The following is a 22,538-nucleotide window of genomic DNA, read 5'->3' as shown; positions in this document are numbered from 1 at the left end:
TATCCATAACCTTTCGAACTTAAATACGAAAAACTCCTCATTATAAGTCTCTACCTATGGTAATCGTTATAGTTTTAAGTTTAAAGAATAGTTTTTCTTAAGTTGCTTTTTTATTTGAAGAAAAGCTTCTTTTGCTTTTGGTGATAATAACGAATAAAATCTACCTTCTTCAATTCCTGAAAGTGCCAATAATGTCCCTGCTGCTCCAGAAAAGGAGTCACCTAAAGGCTTATTGTTTAAGGGAGGATTTTGTGTTGAATTAATTACGGTAGAAATCGATCACCAGAAATTTCCATAACCAAAATATCTATTATAGAAGTTTATTTGGGTATAAATCCTGCGATATTATAATACTGAATTTCTAGTATATTCTTTAAAATTTATTAGACTACTGAAGCTTTTTATATTTTTTATAGATAAATACACTCGAAGTCAGACTGGAGAAAATTCCTAGAGAATGCATTATAATAAAAAATGGCTGTTGTTCAATAATAGCAATAATGGTTGCAAATATAAAAAAGACTAATAAGATTAGTAACCCAGTTAATGATTGTTTGATTATATTCATATAATAAAAATCTCCTTACAATAAAAGGGGGATAAGTGGTTACACTAATCTTCTTTTTAATTATCCGATTAAAATACGTAAATTAAGCCTCCAACAATCCCATCAACACCTCCTGCGCCTAATCTAACTTCTATTTCAGCACCACCAATAACAGTTGCACTAAATCCTGTCCAGTAGCCACCACCATCAAAAGCTAAAAGTTCAGTAAAATCGAGTTCCTTGAAATTACTGTTAATAACAAAATTCATTTTACATTACCTCTCATTGTACCAAGGCTTGCTCCTATAGCTCCGCCTACAATACCCCCTGGATCAGCAAGTCCGCCAAAGTAAGCTCCAATACTAGCACGCCGCCAACTTAAGAAAGGTAATTTGTTAATTCTTTCATTATTAATCTCAACCTTTTTAATATCTTTGAGGGCAAAAATATGTTTCTGTAAAACATTTGTCCCCCCTAAAAAAAATATATATATTCCTTTAAGATTAAACAATTGCGTGTTTACGCATTTGAATCATGAGTAATCACGCAATTGAAATCGTTTGTTCTTTTCCTTAATTATAGAAATATATATTCTTATGAGATATACACAGATAGTCATTATTTTTAATTATTGAATAGAGGGATAGAGTTAAATGTTTAAAAGATATGTTTGTGTAAAGCAGCATGATCAAAAGGATTGTGGTATCGCTTGTTTATCTACAATTTCAAAGCAATATGGATTAAAAATTCCTATTTCTAAATTAAGGGAAGTAGCAGGAACAGATAAACAAGGTACGAACGTTCTTGGTTTAATAAAAGCAGCTGAAGAACTAGGCTTTACTGCAAAAGCGGTTAAAGGAGACGCTAAGGCTCTTTTTCAGGAGTTCCCACTACCGGCGATTGCGCATTGTGTTATAGATGGAAAAATATTACATTATGTAGTTATACATAAAATTACTCAAAAAGAAGTAATTATTGCCGACCCTGCAAAAGGGATTGTGAAATATACACCTGAAGATTTCTTGCAAATATGGACAGGCGTTCTTGTCCTACTTGTGCCGTCAATTAAGTTTGAAAGAGGCGATGAAACACAAGGTCTTTTCGCACGTTTCTTCCATCTACTAAAACCACAAAAATGGCTATTTTTTCAAATATTTATTTGTTCTATATTGTATACATTACTTGGTATTGCAGGTGCATTTTATTTTCAATTACTAATCGATGATATTCTTGTTTTTAATTTAGAAAAGTCGTTACATATTATTTCTTTAGGCGTACTTTTACTTTACACATTCCAAATTATACTTGACGCATTTCGTAACTATTTATTGTTACATATTAGTCAAAAGTTCGATATTTCACTTATTCTAAATTATTATAGTCATGTCATAAATTTACCTATGAATTTTTTCAGTACAAGAAAGGTAGGGGAAATTATCTCTCGAATAATGGATGCGTCTAAAGTTCGGGAGGCATTATCAGGAGCAACTTTAACAATAGTACTAGATACCATGATGGTCATTGTTGGGGCTGTTATACTGTATACCCAAAGTGCCTTTTTATTTGGAATAACATTGGTTATGGTCCCTGTTTACATATTGATTGTATGGCTATTCAAAAAAACCTATGAAAATATTAATCGTAGAGAAATGGAAGAAAACGCCCAATTAAATGCTTATCTTGTAGAATCTCTTAATGGAGTCGAAACCATTAAAGCTTACAATGCCGAAAAAGCAACAAAAGATGAACTTGAAAAACGCTTTATTAAATTTTTAAAAAGTATTTTTAAGCACGGGCTAATTGATAACTATCAAAACTCTTTGAAAAATTATTTAGGTCTAGTAAGTGGAACGGTCATATTATGGGTAGGATCATATCAAGTTCTAAGAGGAAATATGACAGCGGGGCAGTTAATAGCCTTTAATGCATTATTAGCCTACTTTTTAACGCCATTGCAAAACTTAGTTAATTTGCAGCCGATGCTTCAGTCCGCTATTGTCGCTTCTCAAAGATTAGGAGAAATACTTGATTTAGAAACGGAAGAAGAGAAGCATAAAGGAAAAAGAATGGTTCCTCAACATCTAAAAGGCGATATAGATATACGAAATGTTGATTTTAGGTATGGCACAAGAAGTCTAATCTTAAAAGATATGAACCTTTCGATTGGTCAGGGGGAAAAGGTAGCTTTTGTTGGCGAAAGTGGCTCCGGAAAGACAACTTTAGCAAAGCTTCTATTAAATTTCTATCAGCCAGAAAAAGGTGAAATTTTGATTAATGGTAATAATATTCAAGATTTAGATTTTCATAAATTGCGTGAGAAAATTGCCTATGTTTCTCAAGAGAGTTTCTTTTTTAGCGGGACAATTGAAGAGAATTTGTCATTGGGGACAGATAATGATGTGACACTTGAGGATATTGTGAGTGCGGCAAAAATTGCGAAAGCCCATGATTTTATTAATACTCTACCTTTGCGTTATAGTACGGTTCTTGAGGAAAATGCATCTAATTTATCGGGCGGACAACGTCAACGTCTATCTATTGCAAGAGCAATTTTAAAAAGACCGGATATTCTTATACTGGATGAGGCTACAAGTAACCTGGATTCCATCACAGAGAAAGCCATTTCGGAGACCATCGATGACTATTGTTCTGGAATTACTACTATTATTATTGCGCATAGATTAAGCACGATTAAGAAGTGCGATAAGATTTGTGTGATTGAACAGGGGCAAATTATTGAATTAGGGACACATGAAGAATTACTGAATAGTAAAGGTAGATATTATGAACTTTGGAGAAATCAAATTGCTGGTGGAAATGAACAAATAGAGTTAGTTACTAGTTAAAAGGTGAAAATAGATGAGAATAAAAATAAGTAATTTAAATGAGTTAACTGATAGTCGGGAGATTTTAGAATCCAAGCCACATCCGTTCGTATCAATCTTTATTTCTATTTTGGTAGTTATATTAATATGTGCATTAGCTTGGAGTTACTTTGGTGAGATAGATACTGTTGCAAAAGCGAATGGCATAGTACGTCCAAATGAAAAAGTACATACAGTGCATTCTCCAATAATCGGTAAAGTTCAAGGGCTATATCTAAAAGAGGGCCAAAAAGTAAAAGAAGGAGATTTACTATTTTCTATAGAGCAAAAAGAAGTTTTAAAAGAATTGGGGAACAGAAAAACGGAATTAGGACAAATCGAGTCAGAATTAAACCTTCTGAACAAATACAAGGTGAGCATTCAACAAAGAAAGAATCAATTTTCCAAATCCGAGGATAGAGAATTAAAATACTTAAAATTAGTAGATCAATATATTGCGAATTATAAGCAACTAGAAATAGATTTTAAAAGTAGCTCTATGGATGTAGAACAGAAAAGAAATACGTTAGAGCAATCTAGCCAAATGACTGATATTAAGATACGAGAAAATGAAAGAACTTTCAAAGATGAAAAAACTAAGTATGAGGTAGAAAAAGGGGTACTAAAAAATAAAATTAATGAAGTAATGGTTGATTTAGATAACGAAAGAAAACTAAAAAAATCAATTATTACTAAACAAAATCATTTAGACCCAAGCGATTCAGTACGTAATTCTCAATTGGCTAATTATCAAAAAAAAATTGATCAATTAACTTTAATAATGAATGATAATGAAAAAATATATAAAAGATCTTTAGAGTTAGGTGAGCGTTTTGTTCCAAAGGCTCAGATTGAAAAGGAAAAAATGCAGTATGAAAACGCCTCTTTAGAATTAGAAAAATTTATTAATAACACAATCTTGGATATAGATACACATATCAATACTTTAGAAAAACAACTAAAACAAACGAAAATTGATATGGAAAACTTAGATAAAGTAACAGATTTAGTCATAAATAATGATGGACTAAACCTAGAAAAGCAACATTTAGCCGAGAGTATGCAAGATATAGACAACCAAAAAGGATTACTAAATGAGGGTGTACAAGTCACACTAAAAAAGTTTGAGCTAGATAAAGTTGTAGAAATAAATAGTCAAATTGAAGAGGCGGAGAAAAAGAAAAAAGCGATACAAGAAAATATTGAACAGCTAGAAATTTCCTCAAATAAAGGTGCAGTTAAAGCATCTACAAGTGGAACGATAAATGTTATTAAGGAAATTAATGTTGGAGAATTTCTTCAAGCTGGAGAACCAATTTTGTCTATAATTCCTGATCAAGAATCTCAATATAAAGTTACTTTAGCGGTACCTAATCAAGAAATAGGCAAAATAAAAATAGGTGACAAGGTTAATTTTCATTTTTCAGCTTTTCCAAAACAAAATTTTGGTTATTTATCAGGAGAAATTTCTTCAATTAGTCCAGATTCAGTGACGGGTGAAAATGGCTTGAGTTATTATACAGTGGAAGCATCTCTTACAAGTAAATCGCTTAGCAATAAAAAAGGAGAAAAAGGTGAAGTTAAGGTAGGTATGACAGCAGAAGCGTCTGTCATTACAGATTCTAAAAAAATTCTAAATTATCTTTTAGAGAAAGTTAATCTTATAGACTAGAGGTATAAAATATGAACTTAAAATCAATTGTACCTTATTTTTTGAGCATTGTATTATGTATGTTTTGCGTATCAACAGTAGCTCAAGCGAAAGAAACAGAAGATATAGAAACGATTACAATTGAAAAGGCAGTAGAATTAGCACTAAATAATCATGGGAATATAAAACTTTTAGAAACTAAAATTAAGGCGTTAAGTTCACAACACAAGAATATACAAGATGAATTAAAAGAGCTAGATAATATTCATAATCCAACTATAAGTTTACTTCCTACAGATCCTGAGTACTTTCTTCATCAGCATCCAGATTTTAACCAATTAGCAGAGGAAGAAAAAGAGGCGATTGGACAATTGATCGGTACACAAATTTTAATTAATACGACACTGAATCAATTATTAGAAGGCCAGGAGGTTATAAGAAATCAGGAGCTACAAGAAAAGATAAAAGTGCAACGCGAAGAATTGAATAATGCTGCTAAAGTAATAGATACTAATAAAAATAAAAATTATATCGGAATTGAAAAAACTAGGGAGGCTATTAAACAATATATCTCTCAAAAGTATATTAGCCTTTTATTACTTGAGACTGAAATTGATCAACTTAAGAAAGAAGTATCGTATATTCATATGGATATCGAAGATTTATTGATAATGAAAGAACAGGGGTTAACGAGCAACAAGGATGTTGAGAAAAAAGAGCGGGAAATTGAAAAATTAAACCAGCAGCTTGATGAAAAAGAAAGAGCCTATCGTTTTTATTTAGAGGAACTGAAATTGGAGATTGGGTTGCCCTATAATCGAATGCTTCAGCTGCAATCAATTGATAAAGAAATTAATAGATTACCAATAATGGAACTGGAAAGTAAAATGTATAAAATGTTCAATGTTCGAGAATTAGAAGAGGATATATTGTTAGCAGAGAAAAACTACAATAGTGCTGATTCTAATAAAACAAATTTAAAAGATTATTATTACCAAACATGGCAAATAGCTAAATATGAAAAAGATAATCTTGTAAAGGAATTAAAAGTAAAAATCAAAAAGTTTTACTTTGAACAAGAAGAAATGTTTTTACAAATGAATAATTTGCAGGAAACTAGAGCGTCTTTAATTGCAGATAAAAAGGATTTACAAATACAATTTAATGCTGGAGTAATTACTAGTGCAGAAGTGGAAAGAATAGATAGAGATATTCAGCGAATTGATTCACAAATTAAAATTTATAAATGCGAATACTATATGCTAAGTGAAAAGTATACACAGGCATTAAATGGATATTTTATGTAATTATTAACGTTATTGTAGGTTACTTTCAACTAGTATATAAAAATTTGATTAAACTCGTATAAAGGTAAATCATTTACCTTTATACGAGTTTTAACTTGGTGTAGCATTTTCTTTTTATTGGAATTACCTATCAGTCTCTTTCTTGGAAAATGCCTGAAGCATTTTTTTAATATCTTAATGCCGTAGCATTCATAATATCTTGAATAGAAGTTTGGTTGTAACCTTGTTTATTAAATAAACTTAGTGAAGTTTGGATAATAAGATCACGTATTTGATCTTCTTTATTCATTGAATTTCGTCCATTTTGCACAATGATAGAAGCAATTAATGCTTAACTTTAAAGTATGCCTTACTTACAGTTTAAATATTATTTTTATAAATTTAATCCAAATCTTTTTAGTTCAATGAAAATCCCTTCCAAGCCTTTTCCCTTTTTTGTTAGCGTATATTCCACGCGAGGGGGAACCTCAGGGTATACCTTTCTTTCTAATATTCCTTGGTCCTCTAGCAACTTAAGTCGGAGGGAAAGTGTTTTCGGGCTAATTCCATCCATTGATTTCAATAGGTCACTAAAGCGCATCGTTCCTTCTATAAGCAGATCACGAATAATCAAAAATGTCCATTTAGTCCCAATCACATCCAGCGTTTTAGCAATGGGACAAGTCTCACCTGGAGTTCCTTTGGTCAACACGACTGGCTCAATCACATTCATCAGAAGCAGCCTCCTAAAATTTCTTTATCTAATTCACCCTATACTACCACAATAGTATCCTTTTAGAAACTTTATATAATAAATATCACTACTTCCATAAATGAAGTTACTGTATATATAATAGCGTTGTGGCTGGATTGAAGAGGTGATCTTAATGAGACTTCTGATACCCATTAAAAATTAATGCTTGATATACACATGCAAGAGAAATTAAATGTTTAATTTACCATTGGTAAATATAGGGGGTAAAAACATGTTAAAAGATAAAAAGATTGTCATTATTGGTGGGAGCTCAGGAATTGGCTTGGAATCTGCGAAACAACTAATAGCCGAAGGTGCTGAAGTAATCATTGCAAGCCGATCTGAAGATAAATTACGGAATGCAAAAGAGCAATTGGGGGCGAAGGCTATAGCTTACATACTAGATACAACACAAGAACAGCAAGTTGTGTCTTTCTTTGAAAAAGTTGGTCCGTTCGATCATCTCGTAGTAAGCGCAGCAGAAACATCCGGTGGCTCATTTCTCCAAACAAGTACAGCTCAAGCTCGACAGTTGTTTGAAAACAAATTTTGGGGGCAATATTATGCAGCTAAATACGGCGCGTTAAACATTTTACCAAACGGTTCCATTACTTTGTTTTCTGGGGTTGTAGCCTATAAGTCTATGATTGGTTCAGCAAATCTAGGTGCAGTCAATGCAGCTGTTTCAAATCTGGGTCAAACTTTGGCATTAGAACTTGCTCCGATTCGAGTGAATATTATTTCACCAGGTATCATTGATACACCTTCTCGTAATAAAATGCCAGAAGAAGTACGTAATAATTTCTATGCTTCTGTTGAAAACAAACTTCCAGTGAAACGTATAGGGAGGGCTGAAGATGTTGCACAAAGCGTATTATACGTACTAAAAAATAGTTTCGTGACCGGAACCATTCTTCATGTAGAAGGAGGACACATTTTAGCTTAAGTCCGTAACTAAATGAAAAAATGCATACGGGTTTAAGAAATGTTCAGATACTAATACTATTAAAAGGGAAAAGCTTCAATTTCATAAACAAAAGTATGTGAGATTAAACAAATATAGCCTAGTAACCTTAGGCTTCATTTAAAAGGCAAATTTAATGATGTAGAATAAGAATTGCTTATGACCAAAGAAGTGATAAACAGGTTTTTTCTATTTTGAACAATATCTTGGAATATAGTATGTAATTTTTGGTATAATTACATATAAATATATTAAGGAGTGTACTATATGAAAAAACTACTTATCATAACAAGTTATTTAGGCTTTTTTATATTAGGAGGTTTAACCTTCACCTACCTTTCAACAACAGACGCAGCAAGCAGTTTGAAAAAAATAAATGTTTATCAAGATACGATTCATTACTATGTAGATAAGGTGGAAAAAAAGCCACAAGAGGGTCAATCTGGCTTTATTTATGAAGGAACTACCTATGTTCCGATGCGATTTATTGCTGAATCATTAGGAAAAAATGTGACATGGGATGGAAAATCAAAATCCGTTTATATTGGTGATGTTCCTAAATTCATCTCTTTAAAAGATGTAAAACCTATTGGGAGTGATGAAGATCACTTCTTCCATAACCCGAGCTCTATTGTTATTAGTACTGGAGAAAAGTTTGAACAATCCTATCAACTAGGAGGTTTCCACGGTGGAGGGGCTGTACAAGATCATACAGTTGAATACTTAGTTAATGGAAAGTATAAGACATTTGAAACATCTCTAACGCCTGTTAAAAAGCTAGCAGCGGGCTCATTCGGCATAGGCTATATGAAAATTTACGCGGATAATAAATTGATCTATGATAGTGGATCAATAAAAGAAAAGGTAAAGGTTAATGTTAATTTAGACGGTGCTTCAAAAGTGAAGTTTGAAATGGAAGGCAGTGGCCTTGGTATATTAGACCCTAAATTTACGCAATAAGCTTTAATTTAAAGGCGATGACAAGAATGTGTGTCATCGTCTTATTTAATGGGGTGAATATTGTTTAACATTGATCTTGAATAACTATAGCGACATAATTAAGAGTCCATACATTTATGTAAATATTTTCACATTTACATATAAAATAGTTGGTATATTTATGGTATAATTTCAAACGTTGTAGTTAAGGAAGAAGAAAAGGGAGAGAAAATCTTATGATAAAAAAGATCATGAAACGTACAAGCGCTATTTTGCTTGGTGCTTCATTGATGCTAACAACGGTTGTACCTGTGATTCATGCGGAGGAGCAGTCACTGCCTCTAACACCGTCAATTAGTGAGTGGGCAATATCAACATTAAATGAGGGTGAAAAATACGGAATCTACCCAATGGAATGGTATTTTGATGGTTTCCTTCAAGAAATTCCGGTAGATAAAGTAAATGAACTACTAGCTTTAACAGAAAAGAAAATTGCATCTCTAGGCTTAGAAGAAAACAAACAATATAAACCAGTGAGTGTGAAGAACGATAACACACGTGGGGATATTGTAAAACGTTTATATAATATTGTAGCGCGCTATGATTTATCTGTGGGTAAAGATCCTATTCAATTTATGAAAGAGCATAATATTTTACAAGGCTCTTCAAACGGATTGCAACTGGAGAACAAGGCAACGACACAACAAGCTGTTATATTAGCTGTGCGTTTCATTCAGAGTACATATGCGCTTGCAGAGCAAGGTTCGAACGGAGTAGCTTGGGTTGTCGAGGATGAGGATACACTTGTATATTTACTAGGTTCTATTCATCTAGGAACACCAGACTTATATCCATTTAATAAAAAGCTAGTAAAGGCATTCAATGAGTCGGATGCGCTATTAGTAGAGGCGAATATCTTGGATACGAAAGCACTCGAATACTATGCAGAAAAAGCAATGTATACAGATGGTAAAACACTAAAAGATACGGTTGCACCAGAAACATACGCGAAGCTTGAACAAGTCGCTAAGCTTTACAATCTTCCAATGGAGGAACTGACAGTGCAAAAGCCATGGATGCTTTCTAACGCATTATCAATGCTGGCAATGGACGATTCCTTTGGAATGACACCACAAGAAATGGCAATGCATGGGATTGATATATACTTTTTATTGAACGCACAGTTACAGCAAAAGCCAGTGATTGAATTAGAAGGTACAAGAGCACAGGTTGATATGTTTGAAGCATTATCCCCAGAGGCACAGGAGGAATCATTAGTTGCTGTGTTGGATAATATCATAAATCCATCTGAAGAAAATCAATCCGAAATGCTTCAAGAATGGTTTACAAGCTGGCAGCAAGGGAATGTTGAAGAATTCGCAAAAAGCTTCCAAGCAATGGAGGGTACATCATCTGAGTTCAATGAAATGCTTTTCGGTTTACGTGATGAGCAAATGGCCAAGAAGATCATGAATGTACTGGAAGAGAAAAAAGGGACGTACTTCGTTGTTGTGGGATCAGGACATTTCCTAGTAGATAAAAATATTCGTTATCATTTGGAGAAAAACGGATACAAGGTAAAGCCGTTTTATCAATAAAATTTGAAAAGGCTACCCAAAGCTATGAATTTAGCTAGGGTTGCCTTTTTTTTAGTTGCACCCATAATATCCTAACCCAATGATATAATCTAAAGCTAAAAAACAGAGGGTTTTAGATATCCTATCATAAACACTATTGCTACCTGTTTTTATTGTGAGGTTAATTGAATTACATAACAAGAAAGTTCTAAAAAAGATGAACCATTTCTAATAGTCATTTGTTTATAAAGTAGAACAGTCAGAAAGGAGTGACTCAGATTGACAGAACGAGAATTATTTGATTCATACAATAAGGATGTATACCGTACCTGTTACTACATGCTAAGAAATGCACAAGATGCAGAGGATCTCTGCCATGATGTATTTGTTACCGTGTTCCGTCAGGATTGGAAAAGCATTGAGCATATACGTGCTTGGATTATGCGCATTGCGATGAACCAATGCTTAAACTTGTTAAAAAGAAAGCAGGCTCAATTGAAAAAACAAGGTCAGGTTCAACTTCTCCATGAGCAGAATACGGCATTGGTCAAGTCCGTAGACACTATTGTCATGGAGAAGGTAGCTGGGGAGGAATGGGAGGAATTGCTCAAGCAGCTGCCAGAAAAGCTCATGGCCGTTGTCACCCTTCGTTTTATCGGTGAGTTGTCGTTAGTAGAAATCGCAGAAGCGTTAAAAATTCCTGTAGGTACAGTGAAGTCGAGGCTGCATAAAGCATTAAAAATAATGCGCAAAAAACTGGAACAAAACCAAAATCTATGGTTGAAGGGAGAGAATCAATTTGGAACGCACTGAACAGAAGCTGAAAAAATTGATGAAGGCAGATCATAATATGGTCTACCCTGACTTTGAACAAATGTGGAGCTCTATTGAACAAGATGAGTTAAAGATGGCTGAAGGTGAAACGATTGAACAACGCCCCCGCAGAAGAAAGAAATTCGCTTTGGTGGCTGGACTAGCTGTCGCGCTCATGGCCACGCCAGTTTATGCAGCTCTGAATTATGATTGGTCAAACATTCTTTCATATAGAGCTGGTATTCAATCGGCATTAGCACAAGGCTTAGGTCAGACGATTGAGCAATCCATTACGAAGGACGGATTTACGTTAACGGTACACACGGCGTTTATAGATGATAATAGAACTTCTTTACTGTATAGCCTGAAACCTAACACCTCTTGGGATGGAAATGATGTAAGATTTGATCAGATTGGATTAAAAGATTCAGAGGGGAACTTTATTGAGGGAGTGTATTTACAGGATTGGAACGAAGAACTTGGTATGTTCCAAGGTATATTTGAGGCAGAATGGGTGGCAAAAGACCAGACGACTAATATTGATTTTACGATAGAAGGAATTCAAATCATCGATGTTGGAAAGCAGTCTATCAACTATGATCCTAACAACTTTAATACTCAAGTCTTACCTATTCACAAGGATGGCATTGATAGTGTAACCTTACATTCCTTTGAACATTCAAAAGGGAAAGTACTACTTCAATCAACGGTTACATTTACAGATCCTGATATGCAGGATAAAGGGATTTTTATAGAGGCTATGAATGTAAAAGATAATTCCATCCAAAAATCTGAAACTTTTAGTTTCCACCCTCCAGGGGAAGTTACAGAGAGATACTTGAGTCAGCAAATATTTAAATCGGATGTGTTACAGGCTGAAGGCGCAAAATTCCAGCTTACTTATGATTACATCACAGAGACCAAAGAGAGTACCTGGAATATTAATATGGACCTATCAAAAAAACACTTGGAAAATGGGTCATTTAAACAAGTACTAAATATTCCATTGGACAATGAAATTGCTGTTGGGGCTAAAATCCATGAAATAAAAGTGACCCCGACTCAAGTACGATTGATTTTTACATCCAAAGATAAAGAGACATACATCCGTGTGCCTTACAATGACTATTACCTTGATGTAGGTGGAACACTATTAAAAGGAAGATTAAATTTAGAAGCAAACAGAACGGAACTTCATTTTGAAATGGTAGGTCTGAATGCTACTGCCTTAGCCAATCAACCTGTAACGCTTGTTGCGAAGGAACGAGTTAATGAGTTCGAAGGGGATAGTCAACCAGTTCGACTGACTAATATATCGGACAAACCTCAAACTAAAACGTCTAGTATTGGTGGATATCCTATCACATGGACATATTATAAGAAAGACAATTACTTCTATGTGGAGTCTTCTAGTACAAATCCATCGTTCGGTGGAGTTGGGCAAACATATTACTTGGATAATAATGAAAGAGTCGGTGGAATACCGCGCATACGCTTGGATCATAATAAAATAATAGACGAGTATGATAATTTCAATAAAAAAGACATTGATATTTATATTTGGAAGTACGCAACTCTCCAACCTGATGAAGAACTCCGTATACCTCTAAGAATAGGAGAATAAGGATGAAAATCACCCCATCTATTTGGACAATCAAAACTCAAATAGATGGGGTTTTTTACTCATTATGTCCATAATTGCTTTACTTACAATAATATTTAATATATAGTTAAGTTAACTTAACTAAATTATTAAATAGGAGAATCATTGTATGCCCTCTATTGAAAAACAAAAGTCCATTGCCTATAAATTGGGTATCGGGATTATTATTTTTTCACTTTCGTTGTGGTTAATTCCAATTATTACACCATTCACACCTATTCCTACGAAAGTAAAAGCAGGTATTATTCCAGGCAGCATCATTGTAGCTGAAATCTTATTTTGGTTGGGCGCTTTACTTGTCGGGAAAGAAGTAGCTAACAAATTTAAAGGCTATCTTAATCCTAAAAAATGGCGTGAAAAAGGTGATACTCAAAAAAATGAAGACTAATCATGTAGCAGAGCAAATTAATCAAACGATTGAAGATATTTGGATTGTTCTTGAGAAAATGGAAAGAGACTATACTAAGTTCAATTTAAATAATCAGCAAGCGGTCCTTTTGGCATTAGTGATTCGTCACCCTTCCATTTCACCATCAGAAATAGCCGAGAAAATGACGATTACCAAAAGTGCCGTGAGCCAGCAGATAGCAAAGCTTGAAAAGGATGGCTATATTATAAAAAAGCAGCATGCCAAGGATAAACGTGGCTTTTCAATTGAATTAGGTGAAAAAGGGTTGCTGTATAAACAGGAAAGTGAAGCTTTTAATCAAGTAATCACTGAGAAATATCAAGCGCAGCTATCGGATGAGGATTTGGCGAATGTGCTAGAGGCACTAGAAATGTTAAAAAAAGCGCTACTGTGAAATTATGTAAATAATTAGATGTTTAACTTATTTAAATGCCTATAGTATCCCTAAACATAAAAGGGGGAATACATATGACAATCTACTTTGTCCAATCGTACACAACCAAACATCATCATAGTCAGTAGTCTTGCTATCTTTATTATTTAATTAATATTGAATAGGAAGACTTTTTCTCATGTAATCGTATAAATAAAGCTGATGGAGAGCTTTATCGAATACGGTTTTTTTATTTGTCAAAAAATGAGGAGGCAAAAGTGATGAAAAAAATGGATTACCAAAATGTACGTGGTACACAAGATTATTTACCTGAGCATGAGGTTACTAGGCGCACTTTAAAAGACACGCTTATGGCTGTAAGCAGATTGAGACACCTATACTTGATTTTCAATTTAAACGTAAAAGCATGTAGTCATTCATTTGGCTATATGCTTTTATTTTTATTTCACAAAAAGGAAAATTTTACTTGCATATTTGTATCGATGTGTATATATTGTATATAAAGTATATATACAATATTTCAAGAAGAGGGATTTGCATGCAAATTATTATTTCGAACAGTTCTAAAGAGCCTATTTATGAGCAGATCTATGCACAGATTAAAAAGCTTATTCTAACAGGGCAATTACAAGAAGGTCAGCCATTACCTTCTATGCGCCAACTTGCAAAAGATTTAGAGATTAGTGTCATTACGACGAAGCGGGCATATGAGGAGCTTGAAAAAAATGGCTATATTTACTCTATTGTTGGGAAAGGCTCATTCATCTCTGAACAAAATTCAGAAATGATGAAGGAAAGAAAAATGAAGGCCATTGAGGAAAAACTGTTGGTGGCGATTCAAAATGCGAAGGAAATGGATATTAGTTTGGCGGAGTTAAAGGCTATGCTTACTTTATTGTATACGGAGGATGAATAAATGGAAAATGTTATTGAATTACAGCATATACAAAAGTCCTTTAATGGTTTTCAAATAAAGGATTTTTCAATCCACGTTAAAAAAGGGTTTGTTACAGGGTTTATTGGAGGAAATGGTGCAGGAAAATCAACGACCATTAAAATGATTATGAATTTATTGCAGCAGGATAGTGGGACTATTTCTATTTTTGGTAAAACTTATGATAAACACGAAAAGGAAATAAAGGAACGTATCGGTTTTGTTTATGATGAGAATATATTTTATGAAAATATCACACTCAAGGATATGAAAAGGATTATTAAACCTGCCTATAAAAGATGGGATGATGAGGCATTTCAGCATTATGTGGAACAGTTTGAGTTGCCCTTGAACAAAAATATGAAGACCTTTTCGAAAGGGATGAAAATGAAAGCATCATTAGCCATCGCGTTAGCACATCACGCTGAGTTAATCATAATGGATGAACCAACATCTGGCCTTGACCCTATTTTTCGCAGAGAATTACTCAATATTTTACATGAGTTAATGCAAGATGAGGACAAAACTATATTTTTCTCCACACATATTACTACAGATTTAGATCGTATCGCAGATTATATAACGTTTATTCATAATGGCGAGCATATTTTTACAAAGGAGTTTTACAAAATTCAAGAGGAATACGCTATTGTTAAAGGAACCTTGGATTTATTAGATCGTGAAACGGAGCAGGAATTCGTCTCCCTTCGTAAAACAAACAGGGGTTTTGAAGCATTAACAACCAATAAACATCGGGTAGCTACTATATTTGGCGATACAGTTGTGATTGAAAAGCCTACGCTTGAAGACATTATGTATTATACAAAGAAAGGATGGTAAGGATATGTTGAATCTTATTCTAAAAGATATATTAATTCAAAAAAACATTCTAATCATTTACATAGCAACGATTATTCTTTATTTAATGGTCAATGTTCCATCAGTATATATAGTATTTATATATAGTATCGTATTTGTTTTAAGTGCTTTTTCGAATGATGAAAAAGATAATGCTAATATTTTACTCAATTCATTACCTTATACAAGGAGAGAAATTGTTAGTTCAAAATATATTGGAGCTTTAATTTTTACAGGGCTTTTTATGTGTTATACGTATTTGTTCGACTTTCTTTTAAATGGGAAACAGGTAGCTGTATTGTGGAAAGAAATATTGCTGATTATGGGCCTCGTTATGATTGTCATTTCTTTTATCCTGCCGATTTCCTATAAATTTAAAACAAAGTATTTAACTATTGCTATTATGGGGTTATTGGGTGTTTATATGGTGATCATCAATTATTTTGTCCCTAACTTAAATAAACAAATAACAACTGTTGTGCAAAATTTCATGACTGTACAGGAAATACAACTATACCTTATTGTCTCATTACTAATCGTTCTAATATATATAGGCTCATGGATGCTCTCGGTAAGGATATATAAGCGCAAGGCATTTTAAAAGAAAACGGCCGGTCCCATATAAGGTGGGACTCGAGCCGTTTTTGTCATTTGAAAGCTAACTTCCATACTAGCATGTTGATGAAAAAAAGCACTATGAAATAAATAGTCGGTCCGAATGCCGCTTGACTAACAATTAAATAGTGGAGACCTGCCAGCATAGCTAAAGGGATAAACAATAAAACAGTTTTCCAGCCTTGAGCATCTCCAACCTCATCATATGGTTTGGTAAAAGGTATTTTATTGCTCATCATCAAGAAACAAAATAGTGTATATAACCAGCTTGTCACTAAAACTACTAGTAGATCTGGGATAATTCGAATACCGTAAATATAGCTAAAGACCAAACTTAGTACTAAAAATAGTGGGACATACAATTTGATTAAAAAAGCCTTTAAACTGCCTTTTTGTAAATTCGTATAATCTTTTAATGGAAGTATCTTATAAATCCATGCAGCTTTATATTTAGCCGAATGACCAAGTAAAAGTACTGCAGCTGGAATAATCATCATACTAAAATAAATATTTAAGTAGCTCATACTAGTAGCGTAATCAATCTTTTCGGATCCGCTAAAGGTAAATATAAAAATAAATGGGATAATAAATGAAAAACCTAATGAAGGGTAAACTTTGAGCTTAAACTCTCGTTCTTGTTTCATCATAAGAGAGGCGAAACGAAAGAATGCTCTTTCTTCATGTGTTCTACATAGCATTGCTAATAAATACGTCTTCAGTCGATTGTGCTTCTCTTTTTTTGATTTACTTGTACTTAATAATTTTTGAAGGTTACGTTCAAAGGTTGGAATGAGTTTAATATATAAGCCAATCGAAAGTATCGGTATGATTACGGCAAAGATGCTGTATAGTATTGTTAATAAAGAAGTATCACCATTTAGTAATAAGTCAAAGGGCGCTGCGAACCACATCGGTATTAGGAAGAGACTCCACCAATGAAATGACACTGTCATATCCAAATCAACGAATTCAAAGGATCGAATGAGAACCTGATAGCCGATCATGAGCATTAACGACAAGGCAATTTGTACATAGTTAATCATATCCTTCAGCTTTTCACCATCAAAGAAGCGTAAAATGGCAATATATAAAATGGCAGTGATCGCTACAATAAACAAATTAATTAATATAATCTCTAGAACGGTTAAAAGGAAAAATACAATTCCTTGCGTAAAAAGGCTGACAAGTAAAGGGATACCTGTTAAGGCAATCGTTAAATAGAATAAGTAAATGAAAATATGCATAAATTTTGCAGCGTTAATGGTTCTAGCAGAAATTGGCTTAGTTGATAGTATACTTTTATCTCGTACATCTAATAGTACTGAGGAAAAGTCAGAAATCAATGAAGTCATAATTAAAAAAATGATCATGGCAAACGCAATGCTCATTTGAAATAGAAAATTTTGACCAAACCCCATGAGTGGAATAAGAATAAGGCCGAATAAAACATAAATCCATAGCGATTTAATATAGCCATATTTTTGATTGTCCTTCTTTTTGTTCTGGTTAAATAGTGTGGGTACTTTACGTTCATCCATCGTTAATTTGATATGAAGAATTTTTCTCATTAGGTCATAATCAATGCCCATTTTTACAAAGAGCCAGCGGAATAAATCAAGCAATTGGAGTGTTTTAAAATCGGTCATGATTGTACTCCTCGAACGATGGATACAAATTTTTCACCAATTTCCTGATGCTCATGAAATCCTGTTAATTGATTAAAGATCCTTTCTAGCGTTCCCTCAGTGTTACCGGCTTGTAATTGCGCAAATGTACCGTCCGCTGCTATGTTGCCATCATATAGCAGGATGATGCGACTACTGATCTTTTCCACGACATCCATAATATGAGATGAGTAAAATATTGTTTTTCCATTGGCTGCAAGCTGTGTTAAAATCTCTTTAAAAATCATTACACTGTTTGCATCTAAACCATTGATCGGTTCATCTAAAAATAGTAAGTCTGGATTATGTATAAGACTAGCAATGATTAATAGTTTTTGTCGCATGCCCTTCGAATACGAGGAAATTCTAGAATGGTATGCCTCACCCACTCCAAACAATTCCATGAGCGATTTCGATTTGTTAGCTGCTTCCTCTAGCTCTAGCCCATATAACTGACCGATAAAGGTTAAATATTCATAGCCTGTCAAATTGTCATATACATCCGCAATTTCTGGAACGTAACCAATTCTCCGCTTATAGTCTATTTGATCTTGCCCAATACTTTTGCCAAAGAGCTTAATTTCACCGCCATAATCACCTTCAAGTCCCAAAATAATTTTAACAGTCGTGCTTTTGCCAGCACCATTAGGACCAATATATCCGATAATTTCTCCTCTAGCTGCATGAAGGTTTACACCTTTTAATATTTCCTTATTTCCATAACTTTTCGTTAAATTTGTAATCGTTAAAATGTCTTCCAATTTCGTGCACCTCCATATTATAGAAAAAATATCCATTAATACACTATAACATATAAAAAGAAAATATATTCCTATTGGGAATGGTCCATTGTTGACCTAATGGTCCATGAAGGAAGGTTAGTGTCTTTTCGTCTAGGCGAATCATTTTTAAATCAATCACTATGTCCCTTATCATGTTAACAGTGTGAAAGACCGTTACCACGTTTGATAAGGTTGACATTTTTAAAATAAGATAGAAAGAAGAACAACCACTATAATAGGAAATTACATGATGAGTGGACCTTTTGAGTTCGCTCTCGTTGTGCAAGAATGAAGCAAGGGGGTCAGGGATTGTTTAATGATTTTAAGATGGTGGATGATCGTCCTGTTTATGTGCAATTGAAGGATTATGTTCAAGACATGATTGTCAAAGGGCATCTGTTAGAACATCAAAAGCTTCCATCTACCCGTGAACTTAGTAAGCTATTAGCAGTTAGCAGAAATACAGTGTTAAATGCATATGCCGAGCTAGAGCAAGATGGCATCATTTATGCAGTGAAGGGAAAAGGCAACTTTGTAGGTAAGGTTACTACTTTGAAAACGTCCACTATCGAACTTGATTGGAAGAATAGGCTTAATACTGCAACTTTGTTAGCTGATGAAATCGATTTAGTACGACAAGATATAAAGTGGCAAAAAGGAATGATCTCCTTTACCAGCATTGCTCCAGAAGAAAAGCTTTTTGATGTAGAAAATTTTAAAAGGGCTTTTCTTACACGGATGTCTCTTGAAGGCGATATTGTGCTGAATTATGGCTATGCAAAAGGGTATAAGCCTTTAATCGATTATCTCCTTCATTATATGGAAATGAAGGGCGTAGATATTTCTAATAAAGATATTTTAATTACTAACGGCTTTACGGAGGGATTAGATATTCTATTATCCTCAATAGCCAAAAAATCTGGACGTGTACTATGTGAAAACCCTACACACCACGCGGCATTGAAGCTTTTTCGTTTACATGGGCTAGATATACATGGCATTGATATGAGAGATGATGGGATTGACATGGGGCAGGTGGAAAAAACGTTAGCCGAAATGGATTATGATTTTGCCTATCTTATTCCGTCCTATCATAATCCAACAGGAATTGTCACTTCTTCTGAGAAGAGGAATGCTATCTTTCAGCTTTTTTCCAACTTTGAAATACCTATTGTAGAAGATGGCTTTAATGAGGAATTAAGGTATTCAAGCTCTCATTTGGCGCCACTCATCGCTTTTAGTGGGTCAGGTAATAACATTGTCTACATTGGCAGCTTTTCTAAAATTCTTTTCCCAGGTTTACGTGTTGGCTGGATTTTAGCAGATAAGGCGTTAATTGCCAGCCTAGAAAGCATGAAAAGAGCGCGAACAATTCATACATCGACATTGGATCAGGCAGTGTTATATCAATATTTACAGGATGGTTATTTTGAAAAATATTTAAAGAAAGCAAGATCCGTTTACAAGAAAAAATATGAGCTTGCTCGTCAAGCCTCTATGCAATATATCCCTTTTTGCAAAATCAGAGGGGATGGAGGACTTCATCTCTTTATTGAACTAGAAGAGGGCATTGATGCTCGCGAATTATTAGAAAAATGTTATGACAAAGGCGTGGTGTTTTATCCAGGAGATGTATTTTACACAAATGGACTTGGTAGAAACACATTTCGCCTAGGGTTTTCACGGTTATCAGAAGAAAATATTGTTCGGGGTATTCAAATTATCGGTGATACATTAAGAAATGATAGAAGGGGTTGAAAAAATGCGAGTTGGCGTAATCATGGGTGGCACCTCCTCTGAAAAGCAGGTCTCGATGATGACAGGGAAGGAAATGGTAGCTCATTTAAATAAACAAAAATACGATGTTGTTGAAATCTTATTGGAAGACCATCAAGAGGTAATAGAAAAAGTGCAAGGTATCGATGTAGCTTTATTAGCATTACACGGTAAGTTTGGGGAGGATGGCACGATTCAAGGTGTGTTAGAAACATTGGGTATCCCTTATACAGGAAGCGGTCTTCTAGCAAGTAGTTTGTGCATGGATAAAAATATGGCCAAAAAAATACTGCGCTATGAAGGGATCGCAACACCAGATTGGATGCATCTCATAAGGGGAGAGGAGCTACTATTACAGGACATAGAGCTGATAGGTTATCCGCTTGTTGTTAAACCAAATGCTGGTGGCTCTAGTGTAGGTGTTCAAATTGTCCATGATCGAAATGCCTTATTGGCAGCTGTTTCAGAGGTATTTAAGTGGGATAACGAAATCATTATTGAGCAGTACATGATTGGTGACGAAATTACATGCCCAATCCTCAATGATAAGCTATTACCAGTCCTCTCAATCAAACATACGGCAGTATTTTTTGATTACCAGGCGAAATATGATGATGCTTCAACAATAGAGGAGCCTGTGGAACTCCCACTTGCTATTCATGACCGTGTGGCAAAGGCTGCGATGACCAGCTATAAGTCTTTAAAATGTAGTGTGTATGCTAGAGTAGATATGTTAATTAAAGAGGGCGTTCCCTATGTGTTGGAGGTTAATACATTACCTGGCATGACCCAAAATAGCCTGCTACCCAAAAGCGCCCTTGCCGCTGGAATAAGCTATTCTGCCCTATTAGATAGCATAATTGATAGCTCCTTACAAATTGATAATAGATAAATAGAAAAAACACCTTTTTGTTGTCACATCCAAAAGGTGTTTTGACTATCTTATGATTTTGCTAATTCAATAAAGCCTTCTCCAAAAACATCCCTTACATCATGAATGGCAATAAAGGCATCCTTGTCGACTTCTTTAACTATTTTTTTGAGCTTTACAACTTCTTGCTTACTAATGACGATATATAAAATTTCTTTTTGTTCCTTTGTATAATAGCCATGACCAGAAAGTACCGTAACGCCACGGTTCATGTAAGCAGTTACCTGTCCAGCAATGTCTTCAGGTTTTTTAGAGATGATTGTAATTGCTTTTTTAGGATTAACTCCTTCGATAACGAACTCCATCACCTTTGTACCAACATAAAGCATGATTATCGTTAACATTAATGCCTCTGCACCGATGATAAAATAAGATGAAAAAGCAACGATTAAATCAAAGAATAAAAGTCCATAGCTAATACTCCAACCAAGGTATTTGTTGGTGATTCTAGCTAAAATCGTAGAACCAGCAGTTGTACCTCCAACTCGAATAATTAAACCAATACCGACCCCAGCAAATACTCCACCAAAAATCGTATTAACGATAATTTCATTTGAGGAAATCGACCAAGATTCCGTTAAATGTAAGAATAAAGAATGGAATGAGACGGCAATAATCGTATAAATTGTTGTTTGTCTATTTAGAAATTTATAGCCAACTATTAGTAAAGCTGCATTCATAATAAAGCTGACAATACTCGGAGACCATCCGAAAAGATAATAGGCTATAATCGTTAAACCCGTTACGCCACCTTCACCCAAATCATTCGGAATAACAAATAAGTTAACTGCCAGGGCAAAGAGCAGTGATCCAAGCATAATCATTAAAATATCCATTACGTATTTTTTCATTCACATAACACCACCATATCAAATTAGATTTTTTCTTAAATCCATACTATATCAGGTTTTCACCAAATGATATACTTTTTTTGTAATGTTCATTTAGGATATATCGTCCTTTTTTTACATGTCTTTAGTCTGGAAGACCTTGACTAATTAGAAAAAATATTTATAATAGTCATAACACTTTTTGGGAGGGTTATTAAAAAATGACATATTCGTTGAGGCGACGTTGCCCTGATTTAAGCCAATAACTGAATTGGGTCAAAACGGTT

22 protein-coding genes are annotated in these 22,538 nt (G+C 34.2%); 16 read left to right on the top strand and 6 right to left on the bottom strand.

Annotation, left to right across the window (positions count from 1 at the left end; all coding sequences use genetic code 11):
* Positions 1-636 precede the first annotated feature (636 nt).
* Both ACP3VS_RS10000 and ACP3VS_RS09995 read right to left on the bottom strand, forming a co-directional pair.
* Positions 637-816: a hypothetical protein gene (locus tag ACP3VS_RS10000; protein WP_036165012.1), complete on the bottom strand. Its 180-nt coding sequence runs from the start codon at positions 814-816 to the stop codon at positions 637-639.
* Complete coding sequence (locus ACP3VS_RS09995; protein ID WP_426388593.1) at positions 813-1,058, bottom strand: hypothetical protein; 246 nt, start codon at positions 1,056-1,058, stop codon at positions 813-815. The genes ACP3VS_RS10000 and ACP3VS_RS09995 overlap by 4 nt, the downstream gene beginning before the upstream one ends.
* Before the next feature lie 142 nt (positions 1,059-1,200).
* On the opposite strand from ACP3VS_RS09995, the gene ACP3VS_RS09990 reads away from it, so the two are divergent.
* The 3 genes from ACP3VS_RS09990 to ACP3VS_RS09980 are packed head-to-tail and all read left to right on the top strand — an operon-like array spanning position 1,201 to position 6,369.
* Complete coding sequence (locus tag ACP3VS_RS09990) at positions 1,201-3,393, top strand: peptidase domain-containing ABC transporter (RefSeq protein WP_426388592.1); 2,193 nt, start codon at positions 1,201-1,203, stop codon at positions 3,391-3,393.
* 13 nt (positions 3,394-3,406) lie between these two features.
* Positions 3,407-5,083, top strand: a complete 1,677-nt coding sequence (locus ACP3VS_RS09985) for an HlyD family efflux transporter periplasmic adaptor subunit (RefSeq protein ID WP_426388591.1) — start codon at positions 3,407-3,409, stop codon at positions 5,081-5,083.
* An 11-nt stretch (positions 5,084-5,094) separates the two neighbouring features.
* Positions 5,095-6,369 (top strand): hypothetical protein, encoded by a 1,275-nt coding sequence (locus tag ACP3VS_RS09980; RefSeq protein ID WP_099805406.1) that lies wholly within the window; start codon positions 5,095-5,097, stop codon positions 6,367-6,369.
* A gap of 373 nt (positions 6,370-6,742) precedes the next feature.
* On the opposite strand, the gene ACP3VS_RS09975 is transcribed toward ACP3VS_RS09980, so the two are convergent.
* Complete coding sequence (locus ACP3VS_RS09975) at positions 6,743-7,081, bottom strand: winged helix-turn-helix transcriptional regulator (RefSeq protein WP_012296009.1); 339 nt, start codon at positions 7,079-7,081, stop codon at positions 6,743-6,745.
* A gap of 253 nt (positions 7,082-7,334) precedes the next feature.
* Between ACP3VS_RS09975 and ACP3VS_RS09970 the strand changes: the two genes are divergently transcribed.
* From ACP3VS_RS09970 to ACP3VS_RS09920, 11 genes are all read left to right on the top strand, one after another.
* Positions 7,335-8,048 (top strand): SDR family oxidoreductase, encoded by a 714-nt coding sequence (locus ACP3VS_RS09970; RefSeq protein ID WP_099805405.1) that lies wholly within the window; start codon positions 7,335-7,337, stop codon positions 8,046-8,048.
* 285 nt (positions 8,049-8,333) lie between these two features.
* Positions 8,334-9,026, top strand: coding sequence for a stalk domain-containing protein (locus tag ACP3VS_RS09965; protein ID WP_012296007.1), 693 nt, complete (start codon positions 8,334-8,336; stop codon positions 9,024-9,026).
* Between the two features lie 215 nt (positions 9,027-9,241).
* Positions 9,242-10,603, top strand: coding sequence for a TraB/GumN family protein (locus ACP3VS_RS09960; RefSeq protein ID WP_012296006.1), 1,362 nt, complete (start codon positions 9,242-9,244; stop codon positions 10,601-10,603).
* Between the two features lie 258 nt (positions 10,604-10,861).
* Positions 10,862-11,395: an RNA polymerase sigma factor gene (locus ACP3VS_RS09955; protein WP_036214566.1), complete on the top strand. Its 534-nt coding sequence runs from the start codon at positions 10,862-10,864 to the stop codon at positions 11,393-11,395.
* The gene (locus tag ACP3VS_RS09950; protein ID WP_099805404.1) at positions 11,382-13,019 is read left to right on the top strand and encodes a DUF4179 domain-containing protein; all 1,638 of its coding nucleotides are present in this window, start codon (positions 11,382-11,384) and stop codon (positions 13,017-13,019) included. Before ACP3VS_RS09955 ends, ACP3VS_RS09950 begins: the two co-directional genes overlap by 14 nt.
* A 148-nt stretch (positions 13,020-13,167) precedes the next feature.
* Positions 13,168-13,446 carry a transporter suffix domain-containing protein gene (locus ACP3VS_RS09945; RefSeq protein ID WP_012296003.1) on the top strand — a complete coding sequence of 93 codons (279 nt, stop codon included), beginning with the start codon at positions 13,168-13,170 and terminating at the stop codon, positions 13,444-13,446.
* A complete protein-coding gene (locus ACP3VS_RS09940) occupies positions 13,436-13,861 on the top strand; it encodes a MarR family winged helix-turn-helix transcriptional regulator (RefSeq protein ID WP_012296002.1) in 426 nt (141 codons plus the stop codon). Before ACP3VS_RS09945 ends, ACP3VS_RS09940 begins: the two co-directional genes overlap by 11 nt.
* A 260-nt stretch (positions 13,862-14,121) precedes the next feature.
* On the top strand, positions 14,122-14,364 hold the full coding sequence (locus ACP3VS_RS09935; RefSeq protein ID WP_036162425.1) for a hypothetical protein: 243 nt from the start codon (positions 14,122-14,124) through the stop codon (positions 14,362-14,364).
* Positions 14,365-14,399: 35 nt separating this feature from the next.
* Entirely contained in the window at positions 14,400-14,777 is a 378-nt protein-coding gene (locus ACP3VS_RS09930; protein WP_031416681.1) for a GntR family transcriptional regulator, read from the top strand.
* The gene (locus tag ACP3VS_RS09925; protein WP_426388590.1) at positions 14,778-15,635 is read left to right on the top strand and encodes an ABC transporter ATP-binding protein; all 858 of its coding nucleotides are present in this window, start codon (positions 14,778-14,780) and stop codon (positions 15,633-15,635) included.
* A 4-nt stretch (positions 15,636-15,639) separates the two neighbouring features.
* On the top strand, positions 15,640-16,254 hold the full coding sequence (locus ACP3VS_RS09920) for an ABC-2 transporter permease (protein WP_012295999.1): 615 nt from the start codon (positions 15,640-15,642) through the stop codon (positions 16,252-16,254).
* A gap of 46 nt (positions 16,255-16,300) precedes the next feature.
* Here the strand turns inward: ACP3VS_RS09920 and ACP3VS_RS09915 are convergent, their stop codons facing one another.
* Positions 16,301-17,914: a hypothetical protein gene (locus ACP3VS_RS09915; RefSeq protein ID WP_416277814.1), complete on the bottom strand. Its 1,614-nt coding sequence runs from the start codon at positions 17,912-17,914 to the stop codon at positions 16,301-16,303.
* A complete protein-coding gene (locus ACP3VS_RS09910) occupies positions 17,911-18,693 on the bottom strand; it encodes an ABC transporter ATP-binding protein (protein WP_036164988.1) in 783 nt (260 codons plus the stop codon). The genes ACP3VS_RS09915 and ACP3VS_RS09910 overlap by 4 nt, the downstream gene beginning before the upstream one ends.
* A 309-nt stretch (positions 18,694-19,002) precedes the next feature.
* Between ACP3VS_RS09910 and ACP3VS_RS09905 the strand changes: the two genes are divergently transcribed.
* Together ACP3VS_RS09905 and ACP3VS_RS09900 are read left to right on the top strand one after the other, a co-directional pair.
* Positions 19,003-20,472, top strand: coding sequence for a PLP-dependent aminotransferase family protein (locus tag ACP3VS_RS09905; protein WP_422762543.1), 1,470 nt, complete (start codon positions 19,003-19,005; stop codon positions 20,470-20,472).
* 4 nt (positions 20,473-20,476) lie between these two features.
* Positions 20,477-21,382, top strand: a complete 906-nt coding sequence (locus tag ACP3VS_RS09900) for a D-alanine--D-alanine ligase (RefSeq protein WP_426388589.1) — start codon at positions 20,477-20,479, stop codon at positions 21,380-21,382.
* A gap of 50 nt (positions 21,383-21,432) precedes the next feature.
* Here the strand turns inward: ACP3VS_RS09900 and ACP3VS_RS09895 are convergent, their stop codons facing one another.
* The gene (locus ACP3VS_RS09895; RefSeq protein ID WP_012295994.1) at positions 21,433-22,272 is read right to left on the bottom strand and encodes a YitT family protein; all 840 of its coding nucleotides are present in this window, start codon (positions 22,270-22,272) and stop codon (positions 21,433-21,435) included.
* Positions 22,273-22,538: the final 266 nt, after the last annotated feature.

The organism is Lysinibacillus sp. VIII_CA, from assembly GCF_049943995.1.
Classification (GTDB): domain Bacteria; phylum Bacillota; class Bacilli; order Bacillales_A; family Planococcaceae; genus Lysinibacillus; species Lysinibacillus pinottii.
Note: the sequence above shows the minus strand (reverse complement) of the source record. Positions and strands in the feature narration are given on the sequence as shown.